This is a genomic window from Streptomyces sp. Y7 (assembly GCF_043195415.1).
Taxonomy (GTDB): Bacteria; Actinomycetota; Actinomycetes; order Streptomycetales; family Streptomycetaceae; genus Streptomyces.
In genome coordinates this window covers 960,839-976,373 of the sequence record NZ_JBIDDQ010000001.1, presented here as the reverse complement: position 1 = coordinate 976,373, position 15,535 = coordinate 960,839, and the positions used below count along the sequence as shown (strand labels likewise).

Annotated in this window: 14 protein-coding genes; 6 read left to right on the top strand and 8 right to left on the bottom strand. The window is 71.7% G+C overall.

Annotated elements, in window-relative coordinates; all coding sequences use genetic code 11:
• The first annotated feature begins 155 nt into the window (after window positions 1-155).
• Entirely contained in the window at window positions 156-512 is a 357-nt protein-coding gene (locus ACGFW6_RS04125) for a cupin domain-containing protein (RefSeq protein WP_346180902.1), read from the top strand.
• Between the two features lie 46 nt (window positions 513-558).
• Here ACGFW6_RS04125 and ACGFW6_RS04120 read toward each other — a convergent pair whose 3' ends face one another.
• Window positions 559-1,536, bottom strand: coding sequence for an NAD(P)-dependent alcohol dehydrogenase (locus tag ACGFW6_RS04120; protein ID WP_393504422.1), 978 nt, complete (start codon window positions 1,534-1,536; stop codon window positions 559-561).
• Between the two features lie 187 nt (window positions 1,537-1,723).
• On the opposite strand from ACGFW6_RS04120, the gene ACGFW6_RS04115 reads away from it, so the two are divergent.
• Window positions 1,724-2,425 carry an SDR family oxidoreductase gene (locus tag ACGFW6_RS04115; protein ID WP_393504420.1) on the top strand — a complete coding sequence of 234 codons (702 nt, stop codon included), beginning with the start codon at window positions 1,724-1,726 and terminating at the stop codon, window positions 2,423-2,425.
• Here the strand turns inward: ACGFW6_RS04115 and ACGFW6_RS04110 are convergent, their stop codons facing one another.
• Both ACGFW6_RS04110 and ACGFW6_RS04105 read right to left on the bottom strand, forming a co-directional pair.
• A complete protein-coding gene (locus ACGFW6_RS04110) occupies window positions 2,426-3,784 on the bottom strand; it encodes a VWA domain-containing protein (protein ID WP_393504418.1) in 1,359 nt (452 codons plus the stop codon).
• On the bottom strand, window positions 3,781-4,638 hold the full coding sequence (locus ACGFW6_RS04105) for an AAA family ATPase (RefSeq protein ID WP_393505078.1): 858 nt from the start codon (window positions 4,636-4,638) through the stop codon (window positions 3,781-3,783). The genes ACGFW6_RS04110 and ACGFW6_RS04105 overlap by 4 nt, the downstream gene beginning before the upstream one ends.
• A gap of 186 nt (window positions 4,639-4,824) precedes the next feature.
• Here ACGFW6_RS04105 and ACGFW6_RS04100 point away from each other — a divergent pair, with 186 nt between their 5' ends.
• Window positions 4,825-5,394: a TetR/AcrR family transcriptional regulator gene (locus tag ACGFW6_RS04100; RefSeq protein ID WP_393504416.1), complete on the top strand. Its 570-nt coding sequence runs from the start codon at window positions 4,825-4,827 to the stop codon at window positions 5,392-5,394.
• Between the two features lie 42 nt (window positions 5,395-5,436).
• On the opposite strand, the gene ACGFW6_RS04095 is transcribed toward ACGFW6_RS04100, so the two are convergent.
• Entirely contained in the window at window positions 5,437-6,747 is a 1,311-nt protein-coding gene (locus ACGFW6_RS04095; protein ID WP_393504414.1) for an FtsX-like permease family protein, read from the bottom strand.
• A 3-nt stretch (window positions 6,748-6,750) separates the two neighbouring features.
• The gene (locus ACGFW6_RS04090) at window positions 6,751-7,542 is read right to left on the bottom strand and encodes an ABC transporter ATP-binding protein (protein WP_393504412.1); all 792 of its coding nucleotides are present in this window, start codon (window positions 7,540-7,542) and stop codon (window positions 6,751-6,753) included.
• A gap of 171 nt (window positions 7,543-7,713) precedes the next feature.
• Here ACGFW6_RS04090 and ACGFW6_RS04085 point away from each other — a divergent pair, with 171 nt between their 5' ends.
• The 3 genes from ACGFW6_RS04085 to ACGFW6_RS04075 all read left to right on the top strand — a co-directional run bounded on the left by ACGFW6_RS04085 (window position 7,714) and on the right by ACGFW6_RS04075 (window position 12,626).
• Window positions 7,714-8,304, top strand: a complete 591-nt coding sequence (locus ACGFW6_RS04085) for a hypothetical protein (RefSeq protein WP_393504410.1) — start codon at window positions 7,714-7,716, stop codon at window positions 8,302-8,304.
• Window positions 8,305-8,399: 95 nt separating this feature from the next.
• Entirely contained in the window at window positions 8,400-9,329 is a 930-nt protein-coding gene (locus ACGFW6_RS04080; protein WP_393504408.1) for a hypothetical protein, read from the top strand.
• A gap of 177 nt (window positions 9,330-9,506) precedes the next feature.
• Window positions 9,507-12,626, top strand: a complete 3,120-nt coding sequence (locus tag ACGFW6_RS04075) for a family 78 glycoside hydrolase catalytic domain (RefSeq protein ID WP_393504406.1) — start codon at window positions 9,507-9,509, stop codon at window positions 12,624-12,626.
• Here ACGFW6_RS04075 and ACGFW6_RS04070 read toward each other — a convergent pair.
• The 3 genes from ACGFW6_RS04070 to ACGFW6_RS04060 are packed head-to-tail and all read right to left on the bottom strand — an operon-like array spanning window position 12,599 to window position 15,497.
• Window positions 12,599-13,270 (bottom strand): lactate utilization protein C, encoded by a 672-nt coding sequence (locus tag ACGFW6_RS04070; protein ID WP_393504404.1) that lies wholly within the window; start codon window positions 13,268-13,270, stop codon window positions 12,599-12,601. The two genes, ACGFW6_RS04075 and ACGFW6_RS04070, sit on opposite strands and share 28 nt — an antisense overlap.
• The gene (locus ACGFW6_RS04065) at window positions 13,267-14,745 is read right to left on the bottom strand and encodes a LutB/LldF family L-lactate oxidation iron-sulfur protein (protein ID WP_393504402.1); all 1,479 of its coding nucleotides are present in this window, start codon (window positions 14,743-14,745) and stop codon (window positions 13,267-13,269) included. Before ACGFW6_RS04065 ends, ACGFW6_RS04070 begins: the two co-directional genes overlap by 4 nt.
• Complete coding sequence (locus ACGFW6_RS04060; protein ID WP_393504400.1) at window positions 14,742-15,497, bottom strand: (Fe-S)-binding protein; 756 nt, start codon at window positions 15,495-15,497, stop codon at window positions 14,742-14,744. Before ACGFW6_RS04060 ends, ACGFW6_RS04065 begins: the two co-directional genes overlap by 4 nt.
• Window positions 15,498-15,535 lie beyond the last annotated feature (38 nt).

Below are 15,535 nucleotides of genomic sequence, written 5' to 3'. Positions count from 1 at the left end.
CCTCCCGGTCGGCGGGCGGGCCTTCCCCCGGTTGGCGGCCCCGGATGGACAGGCGGACGATTGAGGGGTAGGAGGCCGGCCTTCGACGGCGGTGTCCAGGGCCGCCGGGCAGACCGGCGCGGCCGCGGTGAAACACGGCCGGAAGGGAGCGCGTCATGCTGGAAGTGAAGACGCTCGACAAGCCCGACGAGCGGCGTGATTTCCCCCGCGGTCACCTCGAAGCCGTGCACATGTCCGAACTCGACTTCGCGGTGGCGACCTTCGAGCCCGGTTGGCGCTGGACGGAGTCCGTGGCCCCGCTGGCGGGCACCGAGACCTGCCAGATGCACCACAACGGCTACATCCTCCAGGGCCACCTCCACATCCGCATGGACGACGGCACCGAGACCGACGTGGGCCCCGGCGACGTCTTCGTCTGCACCCCCGGGCACGACGCCTGGGTGGTGGGCGACGAGCAGGTCGTGACCTACGACTTCCAGGGTCAGACGGCCCGGGAGTTCGCGAAGAAGTAGCCGCCGACGCGTGCGGGAGTCGGCCGTGGGGCCCCGCGCCGGCATGTCACACGGTGACGACGACCTTGGCGCGCGCGTGCTCCACCTCCAGGTAACGGATGGCCTCGGCCGCCTCGCTCAGCGGATACGTCCGCTCGACGACCGGGGTGATCCTCCCGGACTCGGCCAGCTCCCGCAGCGTCTCCAGGTTCGCCCTGCTCTGCCGCGCGGCGATCTCCAGCAGCTGGTGGTTCCGTGCGAACGGAGCCACCAGCCGCCGCTTGATGAAGAGCCCCATCGGCCCGACGACGCTGCCGCCCTCGTACACCCCGCCGCCGGACAGCACGAGGGTCGCCACGGGCTTCAGCACGCGCCGGAACTCCCCGAGCGAGTGGTTGCCCACCAGGTCCAGCACCACGTCGTAGCGGGCGTCGCCGCGGGTGAAGTCCTCCTGGGTGTAGTCGACGACCCGGTCGGCGCCCAGTGAGCGCACCAGGTCGATGTTGCGGGTGCTGCACACGGCCGTCACCTCGGCGCCGTACGCCTTGGCGAGCTGCACGGCGAACGTGCCCACGCCGCCCGACGCCCCGTTCACCAGGACCGCCTGTCCCGGGCGCACCCGGGCGACGTCGCGCAGGCCGATGAGGGCGGTGTTCCCGGCCAGCGGCATCGCCGCCGCCTGCTCGAAGGAGAGGTTGGCGGGCTTCGGGCCCACCTCGGTCTCCCGGGCGCACACGTACTCCGCGAACGCGCCGTCGGCCTCGCCGTAGACCTCGTCGCCGGGCCCGAGTCCCGTGACGCCGGAGCCCACCGCCTCCACCACGCCCGCGAAGTCCCGGCCCCGCACCGGCGCCTTGGGCCTGCGCCACCCCATCATGGTGCGGCCGATCACCGGGTCGCCGTGCATGAGGTGCCAGTCGTACGCGTTGACCGAGGCCGCGTGCACCCGCACCAGCACCTCGCCGGGCGCCGGCACCGGCCGGTCGACGTCCCTGAACTCCAGGACGTCCGCCGAGCCGTACCGGTCCTGAATCACTGCCTTCATGGGATCCCCCTCCGCTCCTGCCGAGCGTAGGGAAGCCGCCGGGTGCGGACCATCGGGGGCGGACCCTGATTTTCTCCGGGGTCGGCCCTCCCCTTGCCCTGAGGAAACCGATCGGTTTACGCTTCTGGTGATGGGAAACCGATCGGTTTCCGATCTGGATCGTGCTGAGTACTGTGAGGAGATCCCCATGACCACCATCGAAGGTTCCGTGGCCCTGGTCACCGGCGGGAGCCGCGGCATCGGCCGCGCCCTGGTCGCCGCCCTCTACGAGCGGGGCGCGAAGAAGGTGTACGCCACCGCCCGCGACCCGCACACCGTCACGCACCCCGACGCCGTGCCGCTGGCCCTGGAGGTGACCGACCCCGCGTCCGTCGCGGCGGCCGCCGAGCAGGCGCAGGACGTCACCCTGCTGATCAACAACGCGGGCGCCGCGGTGAACGCGAACTTCCTCGACTCGCCGGTCGACGACGTCCGGCGCGAGTTCGAGACCAACTTCTACGGACCGCTCCTGGTCACCCGGGCCTTCGTCCCCGTCATCGAGCGCAACGGCGGCGGCCACATCCTCAACGTCCACTCCGTGCTGTCGTGGGTCGGCATCGCCGGGTCCTACAGCGCCTCCAAGGCCGCCTTCTGGTCGCAGACCAACTCGCTGCGCCTGGACCTGAAGCCGCGCGGCATCGACGTCACAGGTCTGCACGTCGGCTACGTCGACACCGACCTGGCCGCCCATGTCGACGCGCCCAAGTCCACGGCCGAGAGCGTCGCGGCGCAGGCCCTGGACGGGATCGCGTCGGGCGCCTACGAGGTGCTGGCCGACGACATCTCGCGGCAGGTGAAGGCGGGCCTGGCGGCGGATCCGGCCGCTCTCTACCCGCAGCTCGCCGCCTGACTAGACCGGCAGCAGCCGCTCCACCAGCGCGCTGAGCTGCCGGGCGGTACGGCACTCGTGCATCTCGACCAGCCCGGCGTAGTCGGGCGCGGCGGAGTCCCCCGTGCCCCAGCTGGAACGCTGCTCGGGATTCAGCCAGTACACGCGGCGGGCCTGCCCGGCGATCTGCCGTACGGCGGGCAGGTTCGGGTCGCTCATGTTCGTGCGGGCGTCGCCGAGGACGAACACCGTCGTGCGCGGACCGACCGCGTCGCCGTACCGCTCGGCGAACTCGCCCAGCGCCATGCCGTAGTCGCTGCTGCCGTGGTAGCCCGTGAGCGTGGCCTCCGCCTCGATCCGGGTGCTCAGTCCCTCCGGATCGGCGGTACCGCGCTGCAGCAGCCCCGTCACCTCGTCGATCCGGTTGACGAAGGCGAACACGCGCACCTTGCTGAACTGGTCGTGCAGCGCCTGCACCAGCAGCATCGTGAAGTCCGAGAAGCCGGAGACCGACCCCGACACATCGCACAGCAGCACCAGTTCGGGGCGGGCCGGACGCCGTCTGCGCAGCACCGGCTTCATCGGCACCCCACCCGTCGAGAGCGATCCGCGCAGGGTGCGCCGCAGATCGATCGTGCCCCGCGCGGCGCGGCGCCGGCGTGCGGCGAGCCGGGTCGCGAGCTTGCGGGCGAGCGGCTGGACGGCCCGGCGCAACTCGGCGAGCTGGGCCTTCCCGGCGAACAGGAAGTCGACCCGGTCGGCGGTCGGGGCGATGGCCCGCCGGGCGATCTCGTCGCGCCCGCGCCGCTCGGCGACCCGGCGCCGCGCCTCCGCGGCCACCAGCCTGCGGAAGGTCTCGATCCGCCGTCGGATCTCGTCCTCCAGCAGCCGGTCCGCGAACCCCGAACTCGCCCCCCGCCCACGTACGTCGTCCCGCACCCGGGCCAGCAGGGTCTGCGGGCGCAGCCGCTCCAGCGTCTGGTACGACGAGAAGCCGTCCGACTCCGGAGAGGAGCCGTAGCCCCCGAAGCCGTCCACCGCCTCGACCGCCAGGCGGCCCAGCATCGCCCGGTCGTCGGCCGCCAGTGCCGCCGCCAGCCGGTCCCGCAGATCGTCGCGTCCCGCCGCCTGCTGCTCCGGGTCGCCGACACCGCGCGGGAAATACAGGTCGAAGACCGGGTCGAACACCGGCCGTTGCCCGGCGCCGTGCAGCAGCGTCGCCGCCAGCCCCTCGCGCAGCAGTTCCCGGTCCGCGAACCCGAGTGCCTCGATCGCCTGCGCGGCGTCCACCGTCTCGCCGGTGCCGATCCGGATGCCGTGCGCGCGCAACGCGCCGACCAGGGACGTCAGTCGCTCCGCGACGCCCGCCTGCGTCGTCACAGGGCGTCCAGGTCGAGTTTCGCCGTCGCCTTCAGCACGTCGTCCTGGTGCTTGAGCAGAACGCCGAGCGTGGCCTGTACGACCGTCTCGTCCAGCGAGTCGGCGCCGAGCGCGAGCAGGGTGCGCGCCCAGTCGATGGTCTCGGCGACCGACGGCACCTTGCGCAGGTCCATCGCCCGCAGCGCGCCCACGACCCGTACGACCGAGCGGGCCAGCGCCTCGTCGAGCCCCGGCACCTTCAGCCGTACGATCCGGCGCTCCAGCTCCTCGTCCGGGAAACCGATGTGCAGAAAGAGACAGCGGCGGCGCAGCGCCTCGGACAGCTCCCTGCTCGCGTTGGAGGTGAGCACGACGAAGGGGCGGCGCGTCGCGGTGATGGTGCCCAGCTCCGGGACCGTGACCTGGAAGTCGCTGAGCACCTCCAGGAGCAGACCCTCCACCTCGACGTCGGCCTTGTCGGTCTCGTCGATGAGCAGCACCTTGGGGTCCTCGCCCCGGATGGCCGTCAGCAGCGGCCGGGTGAGCAGGAACTCCTCGCTGAAGATGTCCGTGCGGGTCTCGTCCCACGTCTCGTCGCGGCCGGCGCTGATACGCAGCAGCTGCTTGGCGTGATTCCACTCGTACAGCGCCCGGGACTCGTCGACCCCTTCGTAGCACTGGAGCCGCACGAGCTGTGCGTCCGCGACCTGGGCGACGGCCTTGGCGAGTTCCGTCTTGCCGACCCCGGCCGGCCCCTCCACCAGGAGCGGCTTGCCGAGACGGTCGGCGAGGAAGACGGTCGTGGCGACCGCGGGCGAGGCGAGATAGCCGGTCTCGGCCAGGCGCGCGGAGACGTCGTCGACGGATGTGAACAACGGGGCCTCCAGCTCGGCGGCGTCGGTGAGGACGGTCGGGCCGGTCGGGATCGCCGTGGACGGACGGGCCGGACCGGGCACCTGTCTAAGCGCTTGTTCACTGATGATGCCACGGAGATTCCGCCCACCGAAAGGTGGTAGACCGATCGGTTTCCTCTGGGCTTCCGGAGAGGTAACCTCGCCGGTATGGCCACCACTGACAAGGCGTCCACCAGGGACCGGCTGCTCGACGCGGCGGCCGAGCTCTTCTACCGCGACGGCGTCTCCATCGGCGTCGAGGCGCTGTGCCGCACGGCCGGTGTCTCGAAGAGGTCCATGTACCAGCTCTTCACGAGCAAGGACGAGGTCCTCGCCGCCAGCCTGGCCCGGCAACTGCCCGCGTACGAGGCCCAGCTGGCGCCGGACGCCGAGGGCCCCGCCACCCCGCGCGAGCGCGTCCTGCGCGTCTTCGAACGGCTGGAGAAGGCGTCCGCCGAGCCCGCCTACCAGGGCTGCCCCTTTCTCGCCGCGCTCGTCGAGCTCAAGAACCCGGAGCACCCCGCGAGCGAGGTCGCCCGCGGGGCGAAGGACTGGATGAAGGGCTACTTCCGCACCCAGGCCGAGGACGGCGGCGCCCGGGACGCGGAACTGCTCGCCCGTCAGCTGATGCTGGTCTTCGACGGGGCCAGCGCACGGTCCGGGGCCCGGGTCGAGACGCTGGACGGGCTGACCGTCGCGACGGCGACCACACTGCTGGACGCGGCCGGCGTGAAATGACGAGGCGGCCGCCGCAGCGACCGCCCCTGACGTCCTCCCCTTTCACGAGGCGACGGCGACCGCTGCCACGGCCGGCGTACGCAGCATCCGCCGGGCCGTGCCCAGAGCGGTCCCCAGCGTCACCGCCGCCGCGACGGCGGTGACCGCGAGCCCGATGCCGTAGACCTCGCCCGGCAGCACCTCGTCGGAGCGGACCACGGCGAACGGGACGATTCCCGCCAGCGCGGCCAGCGCGCCGAAGACGACGCCCGTGATCAACAGGATCAGCCCCTCGGCACCCACCGTCCCGAGCACCTGCCCCGCAGTCGCCCCCGCGAGCCGCTGCTGCCCGAACTCCCGCGCGCGGTAACTCGTCGCCGCGTAGAGCGAGTTGACCAGCATCACGCAGACGAAGACCACGATGATCCCGACGACCGTGAAGTTCAGCGTCTCCAGGTTCTTGTCGTCGATCGACCTGGTGATGCCGAGCGCCTCGACGGTGTCGCTCTCCACCGCCTGCATGGTGAGGGTCGCCGTGGCCACCGCCGTGAACAGGATCAGCGACATCAGGATCCCGGCCAGATGACCGGCCCGCTCCCGCAGGTTGCGCACCGCCAGCCAGCCGCTCGCGCCGTTCAGCGGCAGCCTGTTCAGCACTCCCTCCAGCAGCCGCGGGGCCAGCAGCGCGAAGCCCACCGACAGCAGGATCGCCCCGTAGGCGGGCGGCGCCATCAGGGCCGCGTCGGACGCCGAGAACGCGAACGTGGAGGTGACCGACGCCGCTCCGGTGAGCAGCGCCCCGTACGCGAGGAACGTCCGTGCCCCGCCCCGCTTCTCCCGCTCGCGCCTCGCCCGCCGTCCGGCGAGGAACGCGGCGCCGGCGGACGCCACGAGCGTGATGCCGACGCCCGAGGCGAACGCGATCGCGCCGAAGGCGTGCGGGACGGACCCGGCGACCTGGCCGCTGTCCTGGAACAGGTCCAGCAGCGCCCGGCCGCCCAGCACCGCCGGGCCGGTCGCCAGTGCCGCGCCCACCAGGGCCACGACCACGGCCTCGCCCACCACCATCCGCCCGAGCTGCGCGGGAGTCGCCCCCGAGCAGCGCAGCAGCTCCAGCTCGGCCGCCCGCTGACGGACGTTGACCGTCAGGGTCGAGGCCACGGCGAAGAAGACCAGCAGCGTCCCGTAGCCGCCGACGACGCCCGCCGCGGTGGACAGGGTCTCCGCGCTGGTCGCGTCGACGCCGTCCTGCCCCGCCGTGTCGTGCATCGAGTTGAACGTCATGATGACGGCCGCGCCCAGGAACGCGGACAGCAGTGTCGCGAGGAACCGTCCGGGGCGGTGCCGGATCGAACGCAGGGCCAGCATGAACATCGCTCACACCCCCAGTGCCACGTCGTCGCCCAGGTGCGCCAGCCGCTCGGCGACGGCGTCCGGGGTCGGCGCGTCCATCCGTCCGGCCAGCCGGCCGTCCGCCAGGAACAGCACCGAGTCCGCGTAGGAGGCGGCCACCGGGTCGTGGGTGACCATCACGACGGTCCGGCCGTGCACCCGCACCGCCTGCTGGAGCAACCGCAGCACATCACGCGCGCTGCGGGTGTCCAGGGCACCCGTCGGCTCGTCGGCGAAGATCACCCGCGGCTCGGTCACCAGCGCGCGGGCGATGGCCACCCGCTGCCGCTGGCCGCCGGACAGCTGGTCGGGGCGGTGCCCGAGCCGGTCGCCGAGGCCGACGGAGGTCAGGATCTCCCTGGCCCGCGCCCGGTCGACGCGCTGCCCGGCGAGCTTGAGCGGCAGCACGGTGTTCTGCGCGACCGTCAGCGTCTCCAGCAGGTTGTACTGCTGGAACACGAACCCGATCCGGCCCCGCCGGAACCTCGTCAGTTCCGCCTCGCCGCCCCCGGTCAGTTCGGTGCCGTCCACCCGGACGATGCCGCTGTCGGGCCGGTCGAGCCCGGCCGCGCAGTGCAGCAGGGTGCTCTTGCCGGACCCCGACGGTCCCATCACGGCGGTGAAGGTGCCGCGCCCCAGACCGAGCGTGATCCCGTCCAGAGCGGTCACGGCACTGTCCTGCGCGCCGTAGGTCCTGGTGACCTTCACCAGCCGCAGCGCCTCGGCGGCGGGCTGCGTGTCGTGCGTGCGTCGCGAACCTGCGCGAAACATCGTCATCACTCTCCGTCCGGGCACCCCCTGTGCCCTGCCGAAAAAGCTACGGAGACGGCGCGCGGACCACATGGGGCGCAGAACCCGTTTTGCCGGGTGTACTCAGCGACACCTGCGACGGGGGGCCGGCCCCGGTCGCCGACGGCGTTGTCAGTGGCGGGCGGTACCTTGCGGGACATGGGGATCTACCTGGTGAACGTGGGCGCGCACGAGTGGTTCGGCGAGGACGAGGAGGGCCGCGGGGACGTCGCCGCGGCGCTGAACGAGGAGTTGGGGCGGCGCGGGCTCCCGCCGTACACGGGCGTCCCCGAGGAGACGGACTTCGCACCCGGCTCCGGGACGGCCTTCGAGGAGAAACTCGTCCCGCCCATGGACGGCTTCGTGGCACTCTGCCGGGCGCACCTGACCACTGCCGAGCAGGAACTCCTCCTCGGCTGGACGGTGCTGGTGCCGGTGCCGCTCGACGAGGAGATCGAGCTGCCGATCGAGTCCGCCCACGACCTGACGACGACCGTCGCCGGAGCGCCACAGGTCCTCGCCCTCGCCGAGCGGCTCGCGGCGGCCGTGGAACTGCCGGCCGACGTGATGCCGGCGACGTCCGACAACCTGGAGCTGACCGGGTGGTTCCTGGACGGTGCGGCGAAGCGGACCGCGGCGGCCCGGCCGGGACCGTGGGCCGACGATCTCGACACGGCCTTCTACACGGCGGTGTACCTGCGCGCCGCCCAGCACTCGATACGACGCGGCTGCCCGATCGTCTACTCCTGACCGCCGGCGGACGTCGCCGCTCCGTGAAATCGGTGACAGGACTGGTGCCTCGGAGGACTTCCCCACGTCACCGCGCTGCCGGTACAGGTGTGCCCATGACGGAAAACGGGGGACGCCGCCAGACGCGGTGGCGGGGAATGCGGGAGTCGGTCCAGGGGGCGGACACCGAGTTGTGGCCCGAAGGACTGGCCGATGTGGTGCCGGTCGGATTCGAGCCCGCCTATGTGCAGTTCGGTGATCTGTACCCCGAGCAGCAGCTGCAGTTACAGCTGCTGTACGGCGCCTCGCAGCGCGCCTTCGAGCGCAGGACGCGGGTCTCCGCGCGGGTCACCGTGGTGCGCGTGCTCGGCAACGCGCTGAGCGACCCACGACTGCGCGACCCCGAGGCGAACGAGCATCTGACCGAGTATCTCGACCAGGAGATCGCCGACCTGCGAGGGCGGCTGGCCCAGGACAGCGCGACCGCCGTCAGCCGTGGCCTCAACTTCGGCCTCGCCATGGGCGCGGCCGCCGGCCTGGCACTGCTCGTCGTCCCGCTGCTCTGGGGCGTCGACCTGCTCGGCCTCCTCGGCGTGACGCTGAACTGCACCAACCGCTGGAGCCTGCTGGGCGCGTTCGTGTGCGGGGGAGTCGGTGCGTTCGGGGCCGTGCTCAGCGTGCTGGTACGGCTGCGGGGGAGCGCGGACCTGCTGGCGCGCCGTCAGACCAATGGCCGTGAGGGCATCGTGGTCCCCGGTCAGATGGCCCGCAGCATGCGCCACGAGGGCGTCTACCGGGTGTTCGTCGGCTGGATCCTCGCCCTGGCCGTCTACTTCCTGCTCAGCGGCGGCATCGTGACCGTCTTCGAGCCGCCGGCCACCACGGCCGAGATCTGTCCCGTCCCGGGCAGGCCGGGATCGGCCGCCGCGGGCACCGAGTTCTGGGGCTTCTGGTGCGCCATCGGCTTCGTCGCGGGCTTCAACGAGCGATGGGCGTTCGGCATCCTCAGCCGTGACTCCACGAGGCGACCGGGCAAGAATTCCTGATTCCGGTTTTGAACGGTTTCAATAACAGACCTCTGCGGTTGGGGAGTTCTGTTGGATTCTGCACGCTACTTGTCCTGATCGTGGCATGGACACTGACCACTTCTGCCACTAGCTTCAACCGTCGTTCGAGCTGAATCGTTCCAACTCCGACCCGAACCCAGCCGAAGGGACAACGGCATGAACGACGGAGTCGACAGCACGAAGGGCGCAGGGGTGCGCCGCCGCACCGTGCTCACCACGGCACTCGGCGCCGCACCACTGGCCGTGGCCGGCGGCGTCGTCGGAGGCACGCCCGCCGCGGCCGCACCGACCTCGCCCCGCACCGCCGTCGAGGGCCTCACGGTCGAGCACCGCACGAACCCCCTCGGCGTGGACGCCGAACACCCCAGGTTCGGCTGGCGCACGACCTCTCCGATACGCGGCCGCCGCCAGTCGGCGTACCGGATCCTGGTGGCCACGGCCCCCGACCGGCTGACACCCTCCCGCGCGGACGTCTGGAACAGCGGCCGGGTCACCTCACCGGACTCGGTCGCCGTCCGCTACGACGGCCCCGCCCTGCGCCCCTCCACCCGCTACCACTGGACGGTGACGGTGTGGGACGAGACCGGCCGCGCCGCCCCCGCCGCGCCGACCGCCCGTTTCGAGACCGGCCTGCTCACCTCCGACGGCGTCGCCGGCTGGGACGGCGCCCGGTGGATCGCCATGGCGGGCAAGCGTCCCCACACCCCGGGCGCCCCCCTCCTGCGCCGCCAGGCCCGGCTGACCGGGCGCCAAGTGAGCACCGCCCGGCTCTACATCAGCGCCCTCGGCGTGTACGACGCCCACATCAACGGCCACCGCGTCGCCGTGCCCCAGGGCGACGGCACCACCCACGAACTGCTGACGCCGGGCTGGACCAACTACGACAGCACCGTCAACTACTTCACCTACGACGTCACGGACCTGGTCGCGGGGCAACGGCGGCAGGGCCAGGTCACCCTCGCCGCCGTGCTCGGCAACGGCTGGTACAACAGCCGCGTCTCCGAGAACAGCGCCTACTGGTCCGCAGACGGCCACCCGCTCGCCCTCAAGGCCAAGCTCCTGATCCGGTACGCCGACGGCTCCGAGCAGACCGTCGTCACCGCGCCCGGCGACGACTGGCGGGCCACCGACACCGGCCCCTACCGTGCCGACGACATCTACGACGGCCAGACCTACGACGCCCGCGCCGACCTCCCCGGCTGGACGGCGAACGGCTTCGACGCCTCCGGCTGGGCGGGCGTGACCGAGCACGACCACGACACCCGGTTCCCCGACGCGAAGCTGGTCGCCTACCCCGGCGAGAGCGCACGGGTGATGCCCGCATGGGATCGCCGGCCGCGATCCGTCACCGTGTACACCGGCGTGACGGGGCAGAGCGGCAGCCCCAACGGCAAGGGACACATCGTCGTCGACCCCGCCCGCACTGTCACCGACCCGGCCGGCGCGGCCACCGCCTTGGTGACCCTGCGCCCCGGTGACACCGCCGTGCTCGACCTCGGCCAGAACATGGTCGGCGTGCCCCGCTACACGCTGCGCGGCCCGGCCGGAGCCCAAGTCGTCCTCGAACCCGGCGAGATGCTCAACGACGACAGCGAGGGCGCCGACGGCCCCGCCGGGTCCGTGTACCGGGCCAACCTGCGCAGCGCCAAGGCCACCAGCACCTACATCCTCAAGGGTGACCCGAACGGCGAGACCCACCAGGACTCGCTGACGTTCTACGGCTTCCGCTACGTCTCCGTCACCGCGACGGACACCGTCACCCTGACCCGGTTCACGGGCCGGGTCGCGAGCTCCGCCCTCCGCGACATCGGCACCATCACCACCGACGACTCCGACGTCAACCAGCTGATCAGCAACGTCCGTTGGGGCCAGCGCGGCAACTACCTCTGGGTGCCCACCGACTGCCCCCAGCGCGACGAACGCCTCGGCTGGACCGGCGACACCCAGCTCTTCTCCCACACCGGCCTCTACAACGCCGACGCCGTCAACTTCCTCAGCCACTTTCAGGACACCCTGATCGACTCGCAGAAGACCTACGGCCAGGACGGCGCGCAGTTCACGTGGGTCGCACCCGGCTCCCGCTACAACCAGCCCATCCCCGCGAGCGGTTGGGCGGACTGCGGGGTCGTCGTGCCCTGGACGGTGTGGCAGATGTCCGGCGACAGCACGGTGATCGACCGCAGCTGGGCCGCCATGACGAAGTACCTGGACTGGATCCGGGCCCGCACCGGCGACACCTACGCCGGACAGGGCGCGATCTTCGGCGACTGGCTGGCCTTCCAGGACACCAGCACCCAGCTCATCAGCGACGTCTACTACGGCTACAGCGCCCGCCTGATGGCCGACATGGCCCGCGCCACCGGCCGCAGCGCCGAGACCCGCGCCTACGAGGACCTCTTCGCCCACATCAAGCGGGCGTTCGTCACCAAGTACCTGGCCACCGACGCCAACGGGAAGGTCACCGTCCGCTCCAGCCTCGGCGACGCGCCGCCCACGGGCGGAAGGACGGAGGACGACAGCCAGACCGCCCTGCTGTGGGTCCTCAAACTCGGCTTCTACGACACCGAGGCCCAGCGCCGCCGGCTCGTGACGCTGCTCGCCGACAACATCGGCAACGACGAGGCCTACAAGGAGGCGCACCCCGACAGCACCCGCGTGAGGTACGCCGAGAACACCCTGTCCGTCGGCTTCCTCGGCGTGAACGTCCTCGCCCCCGTCCTCACCACCGAGGGCCGTGTCGACCTGGCGTACCGGCTGCTGCACCAGGACGCCATGCCGTCCTGGCTGTACTCGGTGCGCAACGGCGCCACCACCATCTGGGAGCGCTGGAACTCGTACTCGAAGGAGGACGGTTTCGGCCCCGTCGACATGAACTCCTTCAACCACTACTCCTACGGCGCGATCATGGAGTGGATGTACGAGAGCATGGCCGGCATCGCCAAGGACCCGGCCCACCCGGGCTTCCGGCACTTCTTCCTCGGCCCCCACCTCGACCCGACCGGCAAGGTCACCGAGGTCGCCGCCGCCCATCTCTCGCCCTATGGCGAGATCGTGAGCGAGTGGCACCAGGAGGACCGGAAGCTCACCTACCGGGCCGTGGTGCCCGCCAACAGCACCGCGACCCTGCGCCTGCCCACCACCGACCCGTCGACCGTCCGCGAGGGCCGGACGCCCCTGGCCGAGGCCGACGGTGTCGAATACCTCGGCTTCTCGGACGGTGTCGCCTCCTACCGGCTGCCGTCCGGCCGTTACACGGTCACCTCGGCGCTCGCCTGATCCTCTCCCACCAGCACCACCTCCAGGGTGCGCGGACCGTGCACCCCCTCGACCCGGTCCAGCTCGATGTCGCTGGTCGCCGACGGACCGGAGATCCACGTCAACGGGCGGGCCGGGTCGAGGCGTTCGAGGGCCTGCGGGACGGCCGAGACGACCTGCTGCGGGACCCGTACGACACAGATGTGATGGTCGGGGACCAGCGTGATGCGGCGCCGGCCCTGGTCGGGGGAACCGTCCAGGACGATGGTGCCGGTCTCGGCCACCGCCACCGCGCACGCCGTGACGACGCTGTCGACCGCGTCCAGTTCGCGCGGGGTGCTCTCCGGCCGGTCCGCGATCCGCTCGGCGTCGGCCGCCGAGACCCAGTCGGTGTCGAGGCCGGGCGGTACGAGCACCGTCTTCGCGCCGCGTGCCGCGAGCATCCCGGCGATCGTCGCCGCGAGGTCGGCGGGCGTGCAGCGGTGCACGATCGCCCGGTAGTCCGCCAGGTTCTCGGCCAGCAGATCCACGGTCTGCGCGACACTCCGGTCCCCGTGCTCGCGCAGATAGTCCCGCGGAACCGCCTGCTCGTACGACGGCTCCTCGCGCGGTACGTCCGCGAGCGCGCGCCGCACCCGGCCCAGAATCCGTTCCCTGCTGCTCACTCGGCCCCGTCCTTTCCGCCCTGCGTGCGCTGCCACCAGTCCCGGAACGGCTCCGCGGGCACCGCCGGCAGGTCCCGTGTCCCGCTCCACGCCCTGCCGGGTCCGGGCAGTGCGCGCGGATGCAGCCGCCGGGTGCGCGAGGCGAGCCGCTGCCCGGCGCGCAGGGCACCGGGATGGCTGAACGCCCAGCGCGCCGCCCGCATCGCGGCCCGCTCGGCGGCGTGCCCCTTGGCGGGCTTCAGCACCACCTTGTTGCCCTTCGACGTCACCTCGCCGCCCGCCACGACCCGCTCCCGCAAGTGCACCAGCACCTCGGGGATGTCGATGGCGACCGGACACACCTCGTAGCAGGCGCCGCACAGCGACGACGCGTACGGCAGCGAGGCGTCGATCTCGCTCGTCACCCCGCGCAGCTGCGGGCTGAGGATGGCGCCGATCGGGCCCGGATACACCGAGCCGTAGGCGTGCCCGCCGGCCCGCTCGTACACCGGGCACACATTGAGACACGCCGAGCAGCGGATGCAGCGCAGGGCCTGTCGGCCGACCTCGTCGGACAGCGTGTCGGTCCGGCCGTTGTCGAGGAGGACCAGGTGGAAGGTGCTCGGCCCGTCGCCGTCCGTCGTGCCGGTCCACATGGTGGTGTACGGGTTCATGCGCTCGGCGGTGGAGGAGCGGGGGAGGGTCTGGAGGAACACCTCCAGGTCCTGCCACGTGGGCACGATCTTCTCGATGCCGACGACCGAGATCAGGGTCTTGGGCAGGGTCAGGCACATCCGCCCGTTGCCCTCGGACTCGACGACCACCAGGGTGCCGGTCTCGGCGACCATGAAGTTGGCCCCGGAGATGCCGACCTCGGCCCGCAGGAACTTCTCCCGCAGATGCAGGCGCGCGGCCTCGGCGAGCTCGGCGGGCGTGTCGGTGAGGCCCTCGGGCGCGGGGCGGCCCCACTCGCTCATCTCGCGCGCGAAGATGTCGCGGATCTCGCCCCGGTTGCGATGGATCGCCGGCACCAGGATGTGCGAGGGCCGGTCCTTGCCCAACTGCACGATCAGCTCGGCCAGATCGGTCTCGTAGGCGCGGATGCCCTCCGCCTCCAGGGCCTCGTTCAGCCCGATCTCCTGCGTGGCCATCGACTTGACCTTGACGACCTCCGACTCCCCGGTCGCCTTGACGAGATCGGCCACGATCCGGTTCGCCTCGTCGGCGTCGGCGGCCCAGTGGACGGTGCCGCCCGCCGCCGTCACCGACTCCTCCAACTGCACCAGATACCGGTCGAGATGGCGCAGCGTGTGGTCCTTGATCTGCTTGCCCGCCTCGCGCAGCGCCGCCCAGTCGGAGACCTCCGCGACGGCCTTCGCCCGCTTGGCGCGGATGGTGTGCGTGGCGTGGCGCAGATTGCCCCGCAGGGTCGCGTCGTGCACGGCCTCGTGCGCCGCCTCGGGAAAGGCCGGCATTCCCAGATAGGTCCCGCTCATACGGCCGGCTCCTCCTCCGTGCTCGCCAGGATCTCCGCGATGTGCACCGGCCGCATGCCCGTCCGCAGCCGGGCCATGGTCCCGCCGATGTGCATCAGACAGGAGTTGTCGGCCGCGCACAGCACGTCCGCGCCCGTCGACTCGGCGTTGCGCACCTTGTCCGCGCCCATCGCCGCCGAGACATCGGAGTTCTTCAGGGCGAAGGTGCCGCCGAAACCGCAGCACTCGTCTGCCCCCGGCAACTCCGCCAACTCCAGCCCCCGCACGGCCTGCAGCAGCCGCCGGGGCCGGTCCCCGAGTCCCAGGCCGCGCAGCCCGTGGCAGGTCGGGTGGTACGTCACCCGGTGCGGGTAGTAGGCGCCCACGTCCGTCACCTCGAGCACGTCCACCAGGAACTCCGTGAGTTCGTACGTCTTCGGCACCACCGGCGCCAGGGTCGCGGCGAGGGTGTCCCCGCGCCCCTCGGCCCGGGCCCGTTCACCCATCCGCGGATACAGCTCCCGCACCATCGCGCCGCACGACCCGGACGGGGTGACGATCGCGTCGTACTCCCCGAAGACATCGGAGAAATGCCGGGCCAGCGGCTCGGCCTCCCGCCGGTATCCGGTGTTGTAGTGTGCCTGCCCGCAGCAGGTCTGAGCCATCGGGAAGTCGACGTCGACGCCCAGCCTGGTCAGCAGTTTCACCACGGCGCGACCCGTGTCCGGATAGAGCGTGTCGTTGACGCAGGTCAGGAACAGGGCGACACGCATCGCGGCTCCTTGTGATCGATCATCGGATGAGTGCAGCG